The organism is Marinicella litoralis (genome assembly GCF_002591915.1).
GTDB classification, from domain to species: Bacteria; Pseudomonadota; Gammaproteobacteria; order Xanthomonadales; family Marinicellaceae; genus Marinicella; species Marinicella litoralis.
Window position 1 is genome coordinate 836,073 of record NZ_NIHB01000001.1, and the last position, 12,919, is coordinate 848,991.

General features: G+C 40.4%; 13 protein-coding genes. 3 read left to right on the top strand and 10 right to left on the bottom strand.

The annotated features are described in order from the left end of the window. Positions 1 to 23 precede the first annotated feature (23 nt). Positions 24 to 338, top strand: a complete 315-nt coding sequence (locus CCS90_RS03715; RefSeq protein WP_099018150.1) for an Mpo1-like protein — start codon at positions 24 to 26, stop codon at positions 336 to 338. Here the strand turns inward: CCS90_RS03715 and prmC are convergent. The 6 genes from prmC to CCS90_RS03745 form a co-directional block, all read right to left on the bottom strand. Next, on the bottom strand, positions 328 to 1,158 hold the full coding sequence (gene prmC / locus CCS90_RS03720; protein ID WP_162846701.1) for a peptide chain release factor N(5)-glutamine methyltransferase: 831 nt from the start codon (positions 1,156 to 1,158) through the stop codon (positions 328 to 330). The genes CCS90_RS03715 and prmC overlap by 11 nt on opposite strands. Before the next feature lie 8 nt (positions 1,159 to 1,166). After that, positions 1,167 to 1,652: a hypothetical protein gene (locus CCS90_RS03725; RefSeq protein WP_099018152.1), complete on the bottom strand. Its 486-nt coding sequence runs from the start codon at positions 1,650 to 1,652 to the stop codon at positions 1,167 to 1,169. Beyond that, positions 1,639 to 2,187 (bottom strand): RNA polymerase sigma factor, encoded by a 549-nt coding sequence (locus tag CCS90_RS03730; RefSeq protein ID WP_099018153.1) that lies wholly within the window; start codon positions 2,185 to 2,187, stop codon positions 1,639 to 1,641. Before CCS90_RS03730 ends, CCS90_RS03725 begins: the two co-directional genes overlap by 14 nt. Before the next feature lie 5 nt (positions 2,188 to 2,192). Further along, on the bottom strand, positions 2,193 to 3,737 hold the full coding sequence (locus CCS90_RS03735) for an ankyrin repeat domain-containing protein (RefSeq protein WP_099018154.1): 1,545 nt from the start codon (positions 3,735 to 3,737) through the stop codon (positions 2,193 to 2,195). 79 nt (positions 3,738 to 3,816) lie between these two features. Further along, entirely contained in the window at positions 3,817 to 4,947 is a 1,131-nt protein-coding gene (locus CCS90_RS03740) for a sensor histidine kinase (protein ID WP_162846700.1), read from the bottom strand. 142 nt (positions 4,948 to 5,089) lie between these two features. Continuing rightward, complete coding sequence (locus CCS90_RS03745; RefSeq protein WP_099018156.1) at positions 5,090 to 5,776, bottom strand: response regulator transcription factor; 687 nt, start codon at positions 5,774 to 5,776, stop codon at positions 5,090 to 5,092. Positions 5,777 to 6,052: 276 nt separating this feature from the next. On the opposite strand from CCS90_RS03745, the gene xrtH reads away from it, so the two are divergent. Further along, positions 6,053 to 6,595, top strand: a complete 543-nt coding sequence (gene xrtH, locus CCS90_RS03750) for an exosortase H (RefSeq protein ID WP_099018157.1) — start codon at positions 6,053 to 6,055, stop codon at positions 6,593 to 6,595. Positions 6,596 to 6,623: 28 nt separating this feature from the next. On the opposite strand, the gene CCS90_RS15190 is transcribed toward xrtH, so the two are convergent. From CCS90_RS15190 to CCS90_RS03770, 4 genes are all read right to left on the bottom strand, one after another. Further along, on the bottom strand, positions 6,624 to 6,905 hold the full coding sequence (locus CCS90_RS15190; protein ID WP_162846699.1) for an Hpt domain-containing protein: 282 nt from the start codon (positions 6,903 to 6,905) through the stop codon (positions 6,624 to 6,626). Positions 6,906 to 6,909: 4 nt separating this feature from the next. After that, entirely contained in the window at positions 6,910 to 9,207 is a 2,298-nt protein-coding gene (locus CCS90_RS03760; protein WP_162846698.1) for an Ig-like domain-containing protein, read from the bottom strand. A gap of 126 nt (positions 9,208 to 9,333) precedes the next feature. Then, positions 9,334 to 10,029: a DUF3379 family protein gene (locus tag CCS90_RS03765; RefSeq protein ID WP_099018160.1), complete on the bottom strand. Its 696-nt coding sequence runs from the start codon at positions 10,027 to 10,029 to the stop codon at positions 9,334 to 9,336. Then, the gene (locus CCS90_RS03770) at positions 10,026 to 10,541 is read right to left on the bottom strand and encodes a sigma-70 family RNA polymerase sigma factor (RefSeq protein WP_099018161.1); all 516 of its coding nucleotides are present in this window, start codon (positions 10,539 to 10,541) and stop codon (positions 10,026 to 10,028) included. The genes CCS90_RS03765 and CCS90_RS03770 overlap by 4 nt, the downstream gene beginning before the upstream one ends. Positions 10,542 to 10,667: 126 nt before the next feature. Here CCS90_RS03770 and CCS90_RS03775 point away from each other — a divergent pair, with 126 nt between their 5' ends. Further along, a complete protein-coding gene (locus CCS90_RS03775) occupies positions 10,668 to 12,851 on the top strand; it encodes a S9 family peptidase (protein ID WP_211336941.1) in 2,184 nt (727 codons plus the stop codon). The last annotated feature ends 68 nt before the right edge of the window (positions 12,852 to 12,919 follow it).

A 12,919-nucleotide genomic window follows, 5' to 3' on the forward strand; every position in this document is an offset into this window, starting at 1 on the left:
ATTTGATATGGTAAACTGATGAAATGACAGATCAACCTCAAAAATTCGAATCATTCAAAGCGTTTTATCCTTTTTATTTGGCTGAGCACCAAAATAAAATCAGCCGCAGATTGCATGTCACAGGATCAATATTGGTGTTGCTGGTTTTGGCCTTTTCACTCATCAGTCAAAGCTGGGGATTGCTGATATTGTTGCCCATTATTGGTTATGGGTTTGCTTGGGTGGGGCATTTTTTCTTTGAAAAAAACAAACCAGCCACCTTTAAATATCCACTATACAGTTTTGTCGGTGATTGGGTGATGTTGTGGCAAGTCCTTACAGGCAAGCTTAAACTTTGAGGTAAGCCCAAGTGACTCGATTGTGTTGCAACAGGTCTTTTTGTGTTGAGGTATTAACCAAACCAGCATTTTCCAATATTTTTGTAACCGATTCAGCTTGTTGCCAACCATGTTCAAACATCAAAACACCGCCTGGTTTAAGGAATTGGCTGGCGGCCAGACTGATTTTTTTGAAGTCTGACAAGCCATGGTCTGATGCCACCAGCGCACTCAAGGGTTCATACGACAAGTTGACTAGGTGTTCGTCCTCCGAATCAATATAAGGTGGATTGCTGACAATGAGGTCAAAGCAATCGGCATTGATGTCGTCGAACCAATTTGATTGAATGAATGTTACATTATTAATTTGGTTTGATTTTGCATTCAGTGCTGCCACCTTTAAAGCTGCTGCGGATTGGTCGGATGCGGTGATTTCAGCATCGGGATAAAGCGTGGCCAAAGACAAAGCTATGGCGCCACTGCCTGTACCCAGGTCTAGAATTTTTGCGGGTGACAAGTCAAGTTGTTCTATGACCTCAATCAATAATTCAGTTTCCGGGCGGGGGATCAAAGTGTGTTGATTGACATGTAGACGCAATGTCCAAAAATCTTTATTTCCAGTAATATAAGCCAGTGGTTTGCCAGCTTTGAGTTCTTCAACCCACAGGTCTAACTGATGGATTTGCTTTGCTGTCAGTAGGTGTTCTTGATGGGCATACAACCAAGCCGTGTTTATGGATAACAAGTGACACAACAACAAATTGATGTCGTTTTGATCAAATTGAGTGACTTGGTTTAAATGGTTTGATTGGTTTTTGATCCAATCATGGATACTGGTCAATGGGTTGATTATCCAAAATTGCCATCAAACAGTGAATCATTGGGTTTCTCACCGCCGTCAAAATCACTTTTATTCAATACATCGGCTTTGTTTTCAAAGTGATTATTACTGATCACATCATTGGTGATGTTGTTTTGAATGGGTTGCAAGTTTGTTTGATCTTGCTTGAATTCTGGCATGGCCACGACAAAAGCAACAGCAAGGGCGCCAGTTGCGACAGCTGTTTTTAACGGGCTGTCCATTCCCAGAAAACTGAACCATGGTTGCTGTGATTTCTGTACAGATTCGGCCACAATGTCTGACCACTGTTTCAAATCAATTGCCATTTTCATTCCTTGAGCAGCAGCATAATCATTGATTAATCCTTCTGCTTTAATCAACCGATTTGAAGATGCTGGTAAAGCATTCAGACACTCATCGACATCACCGCTTGCTTGGTTTAACTTGGTGCTGTTGGTAAATATTTCAGCCAATTGTTTTTCAGTTAATTTCATAATCAATGTTCATTAATTTTAATTTTTCTTTCAATGCTGCCATTGAGCGTTTTGACAAGTTCTCTGCTTTGTAATAAGGCCAACCTGTCAATTCCACCATTTCTTTTACAGAATACCCTTGTAGCCTCATTTTTATAGCAATCCTACGACTTTCAGGCAGTGATTCAATGGCTTGCAGTACTTTCATTTGCGTTTCATTGTCAATCAATTGTTGGTCAGGTTCAGACTCCTGACTGATTAAATCTGCTCGATAATGTTGTTCTTCATTTTGTTGATCAGGGAGTGGAATGTCATTCAAATGCCTGTTCTGCTTCCTGGCCAAATCAACAATGACATTAGCCGTTGTTCTGTATATATAAGACGAAAGGTTTTCAATTTGTCGGTCACTTTCTAAAACTTTAAATAATCGAATCGAAACTTCTTGAAACACATCATCGGCTGTTATGCCTGAAATTTGAATCTTTTTACTGTATACAGCCTTTTCAATTAAGTGCTGATGCTGTAAAAATATTTGATCAAGTTTTCGTTTCTTCATCTCATTTACCAAGCTTCAAGAAATGAAAGAATAACCCCTTTGGTGTTCAGTAAACCATGCTGTTTTGCATATTGAATGGCTGTGAAACCTTGGTGGTTCACTATTTTGGGATTGACACCTGACTTCAAAAACTCATGTGCGATGGTGGCGAGTTGACTGTCATCTGCGGCATAATTTTTGGCTTTATTGGCACCGCACAATATGTGTAAACAGGTATTGCCTTGTTTATTCACTTTATTGATATCTAAGCCATTTTGTATGATAAGTCTGGTGGTGTTTTTGGCTTTGGCTGTGTTGCTGTAATATTCGGCAGCAATTGCAATGTGGTGGTATAAATTCATGCCATTCAAATCCAAAGTTTCAACACTGGCGCCGGCATCTAGCAGCATACTGACACAGGCTTCATTCCATTGAGAAGCGGCCAAGGAAATGTACGGGTAATCTCCAGGGCCAGTCCCATTTGGATTGGCATTGTTTTCTAACAACAAGCCAGCCACTGATCGAGAATTGCTGATGATTGCACTTGATAAGGGGGTACTGCCGTTATTGGACTGGTGTTCAATATTGGCATTGTTCTGAATTAAATAGGATGCCACCGCTCGCAAGCCTCTGCCAGCTGCATGAATCAATGCTGTACATCCTTTGTGATCGACCAAATCAACGGGCACACCATTGACTTTGATTTTGTTGAGTTTGCCCAAGTTACCTTCAGATACTGCGATGAACCAACTATGATCATACGCTCCTACTGGTTGGTTAGGTGTTGATTTTTCATGGCTGGGTTCTTTGGCTGTTTCCTTGGTTTTGGATTGCTCATCTGGTTCCATACTGAACATCGGTAATTCCATTTGTTTATCCGCTTCAATTTTGGCAGCGAACATTTTGTGAATAAGTGGGTGTTTGTTTTCTGCCACAGAGTGCGCAGATTTCCCTGCATGGTTTTTTTGACAACAATCTATGTCATGTTCAAGCAGTGTTTTAATTAATTTTGTACTGGGATTTTTTGTTTGTACTGCAATCAATAAAGCATTGTCACCTTGGGCATTTTGGTGGTGAATATCAAGATCAAACTTAAGTAAATAATCAACGATGTGTGTAGATTGGCTGATGATGGCGTCTAAAAAGGCATTCATTCCCATCTGGTCTTGATTGCTTAAACTGCTTGGTTCGGATAACAGGTATTTTACTTTTTTCTCATGGCCTAATAAGCAAGCCGTCATCAATGCAGTCCTGCCATTTTTATCAACCACTGCTAAATCACCGGTGTGAGCAAAAATCAATTCAATGCCAGTGGTTAAATCTTTGTTGTACTGAGTGGCTGCAATCAATGGAGGGTTGTCACTTTTGATTGGAACGGTGTTATTTTGTAACAGATACCTGGCAATCTTCCAGCGGCCATTTCTCAGTGCTACATTTAATGGTAAAAATTCAGGGTGATTGACATCATCGATATCGATGCCAGATTCAAGGTGTTTCTCCAGGTAGTCTAATTGCCCTTGACGACAGCATTGAAGGATTTTTTTTGCTGATTCTGATAGTGGTTGATTCACTTGTTTAATCCGTTATAGACGTGTGTCAGGTGTGCGCATTATTTTGAGACCTTTTAAAGTTGTGTCAACTCAAAATCATTTAAAATGTTAATTTAGCAGATAACCCAGTCGTTTTATTGCGTTTAATTTCTATCTTCCAATTATACAGGTCGCACAGGCGTTTGACGATAGCTAATCCTAGCCCCGATCCTTTGCTGTTGGATTTGCCGGCTCGATAATGGCGGTCAAACAATTTTGGAAGTTCAGATTCAGTGACGCCGACACCTTCGTCTTCAACAATGATGTGGTCTTTGTTGAGTATGATATGCACTGTTCCTTCAGTGGTGTATTTAATGGCATTGCCAATTAAATTACTCAATACCACAGACACCACAGATTCTGGTGCTTTGACTTGTAGCCATTCATTCTCGGTGATTTTGGTTTTGACTGGTTTGAGTTTTAATGTGGGTTCAAATCCAGCCACTATGTTACGAATGATTAATCCGGGTTGCGTGCGTTCATGTCCTTTGTGTTCTTTGCGTTCTTCTCTGGCTAGTAGCAGTAAGGTTTCGGTTAATTCTGAGGACTGTTTGGTGGCACGTTCAATTCGATTGATGCGATCAAGTTCCTTGGGTGTGATGTTCGGATTAGATTTAATCAGTTCTACTGTGCTGCGTATAACCGTTAAAGGCGTTCTTAATTCATGGCTGACATCGGCATTGAATTCTTTGTCACGGATGACATAATCGGTTAATTTTTGGGCGTATGCATCCAGCGCGGTAGCAATCTTACCCACTTCATCCTCATGAAAATGTGGGGCCAATGGTTCAAGGTGGGTGTCAGCCGTCAAGTGTTCTAACATGGATGCCAACTTACTCAGCGGTTTCAATGCCTTTTTTGACACATAAATCGCCAATAAATACGCCAATAATAAAAACACCAAGAACATGGCACCAAAAGCAATCAATAAAGACTGGTTGTTTTGCCCCATGTGGCTGATGTCATATTTGATATACCCCCACACCGGTTGCTCTTCGATTTTATGGCTCTTATTAACTGCGACAATAAATTTTTTACTGTCTTCCGTTAATATATGGGTGCCTTCTGACAATTCAGAATAATGCAACGGTAAGTCTAAGTGAAAATTATCTGGGGTGGTGATGATGCCAACCACATTGGTTGAGATCGGCTCTTCTCGGATGACATTGGGGTTGGAGCTGACTCTGAGCATGTAACTGTCCAGGTCCTCTTGAATGGTCTGGGCAATTAAATCTGTTTGTAAACTCTGCCGAATGCTCAGTGAGCTGATCGCAAATAGTGTCGTTAAGATGGTACTAAAAGCCAGAAATCCGATGATTATCCGGCTTTTAATGCTACTCCGAAAGTTCATCCGGATCAGAGATGTGGTATCCAATGCCATGTCTGGTATGGATGAGGTTTTTTTCAAATGGTTTGTCTATGGTGGTTCTTAAACCGTGGATATGTACCCTCAATGAATCAGAATCAGGCATTTCTTCGCCCCAAACTTTGACTTCCAGTTCTTCTCGTGGAACCACATATGGACTGGCTTCCATCAAAATTTGTAATAGTTTTAATCCTGTAGGGTTCATTTTTATTGGTTTGCTGGCACGTTTAACAGTTAAGCTGTTTAAATTGTACTCTAAATCTGCAACGGTCAGGATTCTGTTTAGGTTCTGCTTTTTGCGATTGCCTAACACCGTTACTCTGGCTTCTAATTCCTGCAAAGCAAAAGGTTTAACCATGTAATCATCAGCACCAAATTCAAAACCTTCCAGTTTTTGTTCCAAGGTGTCTCGGGCAGTTAACATGATGATTGGTGTGTTCTTTTTGGCATCTTTGCGTAATTTTTTACATAGGTCCAGACCATCCATACCAGGTAACATCAAATCGAGTATGATGACATCAAAATCATTGGTAACTGCAAGGTGTAAACCAGTAATGCCATCACCGGCATAATCAACAATGTGGTCCCTGTCTTCAAAATAATCAACTATATTAGCCGCAATATCCGTGTTGTCTTCTACTACAAGTATTTTCATAATTATATGATCTCTTTGGGTGTCGTTTTTTGTTGTGAGTGGCAAAAAAAATCCCAAGGGTTGTTAAAACGCCTTGGGAAATATGATTAGATGCCCAGTAATAGTCAAAATCATTTGGAGAACTCTGACGTTGAATTCATTTTACTAACATTTCTGTTAAGAAATCGTTAACGATAAATTAATTGATTGTAAATTAACGGCCCGATTTTACTATTCTTACTCAATCGTGAATTTGTTTTGATACAATCCAGTTTCTTTATCAATAGTCACAATCATATGCTGAGATTTTCAGTGCTTTTTATCACCCTTATTCTTGGGCTTTTTATTTTAGAAATATATGAACCGGTTCGCCAAGCGGTGATCCTGCCATTTACTTCGATGATTGCTACAGCATGTTCTTGGATGATCCAATTATTTGATTCTAATGTGATTGCTGAGGGAGACATTATACGCAATGCCGTCACCTATCAAGGGATACAGATTGCACCAGGGTGTAATGGTGTTGAGGCAATGATTATATTATTTGCGGCATTGATGGCATTTCCTTCTTCTTTTGGCTACAAGTTGAAAGGTTTGTTTTGGGGATTTATAGCCATTCAAGCACTGAACTCAGTCAGAATTATTTCACTGTTTTATTTGTTACAGTGGGATAAAGTTTGGTTTGATTGGTTCCATCTATATTTGTGGCAGGCTTTAATCATTCTTGATGCTTTGGTGGTGTGGTTGATTTGGTTGCGGTATTTACCAAAAAATTCAGACAAGTCAAATATATCAGACAACAACAACGATCAGTTGGCTGCCAGCGAAAGCGCAGCATAAGACCGTTACCTCATCAGACAAGTACACACTAAGTTTGGGCTTTGGGCCTTGCTTCATGCATTAACTGTGTCAAACGCTTAACATCAGTTTGTAGCTTTGGGTTATCAGTGGATGATAAATTGAGTAATTGCGCCTCAATCTCTATACACAGAGTAGAAATTGTGGTGAATCCATAGCTACCACTTGAACCTATCAATTGATGTATTAAGGTCGAGAGCACTTGAATATCTGATGACTCAAGTGCATTCTCAATTTTGTTTATTTTATCTGTAAAAGATGACAGATAATTTTGTTTCAAAGTATCAAACAATCTATTAATCCAATATTTGTATGGTTACAGTGGCTGTCGATTGTTGGGTGCCATCAGTGATGGTGTAGGTAAACGAGTCTAGACCACACCAATCTGCTGGAGGTACGTAAGTCACTGTACCATCTGCATTGATATCAATGACTGTACCTAATGAACCTTCAGTATTGACAGACACCAAGGTAATCATGTCGCCATCTGGATCCGAATCATTGCTCAACAAATTAATGGTTGTTGAACGATTGATGGTAGTGAAGTAATGGTCATTAACTGCAATGGGTGCTTCATTCGGATCGTTCACCGTAACCGTGATGGTCGCAGAGGCGGTGGCTCCATCTGAATCTTGGATGGTATAGGTAAAATCAGTCACCCCAGTAAAGCCAGGTTCAAACACAAAGGTAATGGTCCCACCATCAACCGAACCGCTATACAGTATTCCTGGTGTTTGATTTGTAATGTCTACCAATTCTAAGTCAGCGTCATCGCCATCTGGATCAGAATCATTGCTGAGAAAGTTGATAACTACAGGGATACCAATTTGCGCCATGGCAGAATCGTTGTTGGCTATGGGCGCAACATTGTTCACAGTTATTGTGACAGTGGCGGTGTCTGAGCCACCTTCACCATCGGTGATGGTATAAGTGAATGTATCGGTACCGATAAAACCTTGGATGGGGGTGTAAGTGATGGCTGTGCCATTATTGACGACTGTCCCAAAAGAGGCTGGTGAGGTCGATTCAATTGACAATGTATCGTCTTCATCTTCATCGTTGTCGTTTGACAACACATCAATGACTGTTCCTGATGAATTGCGATCGATGGTTATACCATCATCATTGGCGACAGGTTCTGCATTTAAGAAGATGACCTCACCCAAGGTAGTGTTGGTTTCAGTTTCTTGGTATTTATAGACATCAACAGTTCGTTTGTGTTGGGCAGGATTCCGCAGAGCTCGATTGATCCAGGCGGCAGGTGCATCAACTTTACGCTTAACCCATTTCATTGGCAAATCTTCATCAGCAATGTCCACTTCGACATATTCATTTTCAATGGTTAAGAAAGTGATTTCAACCCGTCGGTTTTTGGCTTGGTCTGGGCCGTTGTTGTCATAAGCCGGTTGTGATTCACCCATGCCATTGGTTTGAATGATGTCTGCATTGATGCCATGATCAGCGAAAAAGGCTTTGGCACTGTTGGCGCGTCTTTTAGACAAATCTAAATTATAGGCTTCTGAAGCAATGTCACAGGTATGTCCCACAATATTGATGCTGCTGGCCAATTCAGTTGTTTTGATTTGTTCTACCAATGATTTTAATTCAGCGGCTGCATCAGACCTGATTTCTGCTTTGTCTAAATCAAAGAAAGCCATAGAAGACAGATCCACTTGATTTTGAATCAATTGGCGATTTTCCAGTTTCAATTGTTTTAATCGGTCTTCATCCAAAACCTGTACTTCTTCATCAACGGTGGTTGGTAAGTAAGATTGACCAAAATCATAGCGGTACATTAAATTGGCTCGGGTGTCTGACTTATCTGTTTCAAAGTCCCCTGATTTCTCAATTTGTTCTACAGAAAGTGCCAAGCTGTGCCCAGTATTTTTGAAATACTTTTCTAAGTTAATGCTACCAGTCAATTGGTCGGAACTGAAATCACCTTGTTCATAGTCTAAGCCACCGGTTAAGCGCACCATTTGATTTTCAAAAAACTTACCTATTCGACCGCCCAATCCCCAATCATAGGGATGTTCATAATTTCTGATGATGGTTTCAATGGTTTGAGACTGTCTGAAGTCACGATTATCTAGTTGGCCGAATATGTCTGAAGTCACAGAACTTGAAGCTTGGTTAACCAAACGAGAACCTGTGATGGCTGAGCTCAGATTGACATTCCAAAATTTGTCTCTTGCTTCTGAGCCAAAACCGACAGTGAATTTTCTGTCATCAAAAGTGTTTTGATCAACTGCAGCAAAATACTTCCAAATTCGTACATTTTCCTCATTGTTGATTAAGTCGCCTTTTATGCTGGCACCAGACAACTTGTGGTAATCAAGTTTTAATCCACCTGCACCATCAGACAACCAAACCTCTCCCATCCAATTGCTGTTCCAATTGGTATTGAATGACTTAAGAAAATCACCAATCAGCTCACCCTCGTTGTCAATGCCAATGCCAAAACGAGTGTCATCACCTGCATAAGCAAAATTAATTTGATCTTCCGATCCAGAAACAGATGTTTGTTCTTGTGCACCAGCAGTGAAAGCCACCAGCATAGATGCCAGTAACAAAGTGGTTTTGTGGTTTTTCATGAAAGCCCCTGTTGAAAAAATGTACATAAAGCGCAATTTTAACAACACACCATTTTAAAGTCATGTTTAATTACATGAATTAACCTTTAATTACATTAAATAAGGTGGCATTCAAAAAACAGGCAATTATTGAATGGGTTTCAAAGACTTCAATAAGGTGGTTTCAATTTGTGCGGTGCTTTCATGGGGTCTGGCGATGATGGCTGCAGAACCTTGTTCCAAAGCAATGATTTTGCCTTTGAAACCATCCATTTGCATTTTAACGGCTTCATCTACAGGCGAATTGGGCATGTAAAGGACTGTGATGGGTTGATTTAAATCATTCATCATAACCATCCGAGCACCTTGACCATTGAGTGTAGGACAAATTTTCATAAAATGTACTTTACCCAGGTCACCATTGAGGCTGGTATTGATACTGGCAAATAAAGGCGCCAACTCACCGTGTGGAATTTCATTTTCTGACATGTATACAGCAGGCTCCATCAACAAAGCTTCATTGATGAACTTTTCTAAATCAGAGCTTTGACTGTTGTTGATTACAAACAGGCTTGCGCCAAACAATAAAATCACAGAAGCAGCCATGGCAAACAATCGATGCGATCGATTGGTTTGCTTATATTGTGCTTGGTGGAATTTAATATGCTCAATCTCCATAGCAGGTACAGGAATGTTCAAAGCAGCTTTGATTGTTTGCTCTTTTTCCATGGCTTCCTTATAAGCCTTTAAACATTTTTTGTCATTGGTTTTGGCGGTTAAAAACGCTGGGTTTTGCGAATACGGGTCGGCATTCAATATTTTTATAAATTCAAAATAATTCATGATCTACTTCCTATTTTACTTTCCCTGTTTAAATGTGTGGTTAATTGTTTTCTGGCTCTAAAGAGCTGGGTCATTACAGCGCTGGGGCTGATATCCAATTGAGTCGCTATTTCATCGCAGCTGAAACCGCCGATGACTTGCAGCATCAGTGGTTCTGCATATTTGGATTCTAAGTTCATCATGGCTTGTCGAGTGATGTTGATGTCCATCAATTCATCAGGCGAATGTTGCTTTTGGTCTTCAATGTCAACAACCATGTCATCCAGGCTATTGATGATGGGTTTTTTCTTTTCAAATTGCCTGGCAAATTCACGCCTGAGGATGGTAAAAATCCAACTTTTTGCGGCTTTTTCATCTTTCAATGAATCGATGGCTTTCCAGGCACGAAGATAAGTCTCTTGCACCAAATCTTTGGCCATGTGTTCATCCTTACCCAGCCAATAAGCAAATCGATACAAATCTTTATAATAGATTCCCAATAAGGCATCAAATTTTCTTTCTTTTATACTCATAAATCAATAGACCTAACAATTCAAAATTCATTACAAATTAACATGCCTAAAGTCATGTTTTTTCCATATATGACTTCAGATGACTTGATTTCATAGTAAGCTATTGGATTTTATCCAGAGAAAACCATGAAAACTTCAATCATTTGGGTGGCCGCATTGACTTTAATGGGTTGTCAGAATCAACCAGAAGAGCAATCCAGCTCAGCCAATAATACAGCAAAGTCAGTGGAAGTTTCTCCAGAGGAACCTATGAATTCAAAACAAACACCCAGCGCAGAAAAAAGACCGCATGTTTTTCAAGAGCATGGACTAGAAAGAGTCGATAATTACCATTGGTTGAGAGACGATACCCGATCAGACCCTGATGTATTGGCCTATTTGAACGCAGAAAATGATTATTTAGAATCCACCATGGCTGATACCGATGCATTTACCGACAGGGTTTACAATGAAATTGTGAATCGCATTGTACAAAATGATGAGTCGGTGCCTTATAAATTGGGAGATTATTGGTATTTTAAACAATACAAAGAAGGCCAAGAATACCCTATTTACGTCAGAAAGAAAGGGTCAATGGATGCCGCTGATGAAGTTTTGATTGATGTCAACGAATTGGCTGCTGGCCATGCTTATTACGCATCGAACACCCAAAGTGTCAGTCATGATCATAAGCTGTATGCTTTTTCAGAAGATACCGTAAGTCGCCGTAAATATGACATCAAATTTAAAAACTTAACAACAGGTGAAATGTTGCCAGATGTGATCACCAACACAACAGGATCGATCGCTTGGGCCAAAGACAATAAAACCGTGTTTTATACCCGCAAGCACCCCAAAACCTTGTTACCTTATCAAGTCTATCGCCATGAACTTGGCACTTCTACTGATGAAGATGTGTTGGTCTATGAGGAAGCCGATAACACATTTTATGTTGCTTGTTATACCTCGAGATCAAATGAATACATCATGATCTATACCGGTGCAACCACTTTAACTGAAATCTTGTACCTGCCTGCGGACCAGCCACAAGGTGAGTTTAAATCGGTGTTACCCAGAGCGCCTAAACATGAATATACAGTTGAAGATTTCAATGGGGACTGGATCATCAAAACCAACTGGAATGCATTGAACTCACGAATCATGAAAGCGCCTATAGGCGAGTCGACTGATAAAGACCAATGGCAAGAATTGATTGCTCATGATGATGAGACCTTGATCTATGATATGGAAACTTTCAAAGATTGGTTGGTTGTTGAACAACGCAAAGAGGGTATCAAACACATCAAAGCGGTTCATTGGGAAACGGGTGAATCTAAATTAATTCAATCTGATGAGGCCACTTACACCATGAGTGTGGCGTACAACCCTGAACAAGACCAAAACACCATGCGCTATACCTTTGATTCATTGACTCAATTGGGTAGTGATCTTGAAATTGATTTGAATACGGATGAAAAAACCTTGTTGAAGCAAGATAAAATCAATGGTGAATACAAACCAGAAGACTATCAATCTGAACGCATTGAAATAGAAGCCAGAGACGGCGTAATGGTGCCAGTTTCCATGGTTTACAAGAAAGGGATGGGGGCATTGAATCAGCGTCCATTATTGGTCTATGCTTATGGCTCCTATGGTGCTTCAATTGACCCCAGATTTTCATTGAGTCGATTGTCTTTATTGGACAGGGGGTTTGTCTATGCGATTCCACACATCCGCGGTTCGCAAGCGAAAGGTCGCCAATGGTATGAAGACGGCAAAATGTTTAACAAGATCAATACGTTTAATGATTTTATCGATGCCACCAAAGCCATGTTGGCACAAGACATCGGTGACAAAGATCGGGTTTATGCCTGGGGAGGTAGTGCTGGCGGTTTATTGATGGGTGCAGTGGCGAACATGGATGGCATGTTGTATGACGGCATGATTGCTGCGGTACCATTTGTTGATGTGGTCACCACCATGTTAGATGAAGACATTCCATTGACTACCGGAGAGTTTGATGAATGGGGCAACCCAAAGAATAAGGACTCCTATGATTATATGTTGTCATATTCACCTTATGATCAGGTGGAAGCGAAAGATTATCCAAATATCTTAATCACCACCGGCTTGCATGATTCTCAAGTTCAATACTGGGAGCCGGCAAAATGGGCGGCAAAATTAAGGGAGAAGAAAACCAATGATAACTTGGTGTTGTTGAGAACCAATATGGACACCGGTCATGGTGGCGCCTCGGGTCGTTTTTCATACTTCAAAGAAACAGCACAAGATTATATGTTCTTGTTTAAATTGGCAGGAATTAAAGAATAAGCCAACAAGTTCAGCTTGGTTGGTAAAAGCCACTTGCCCCTTGATCGGTGCAAGTGGCTTTTTTACTT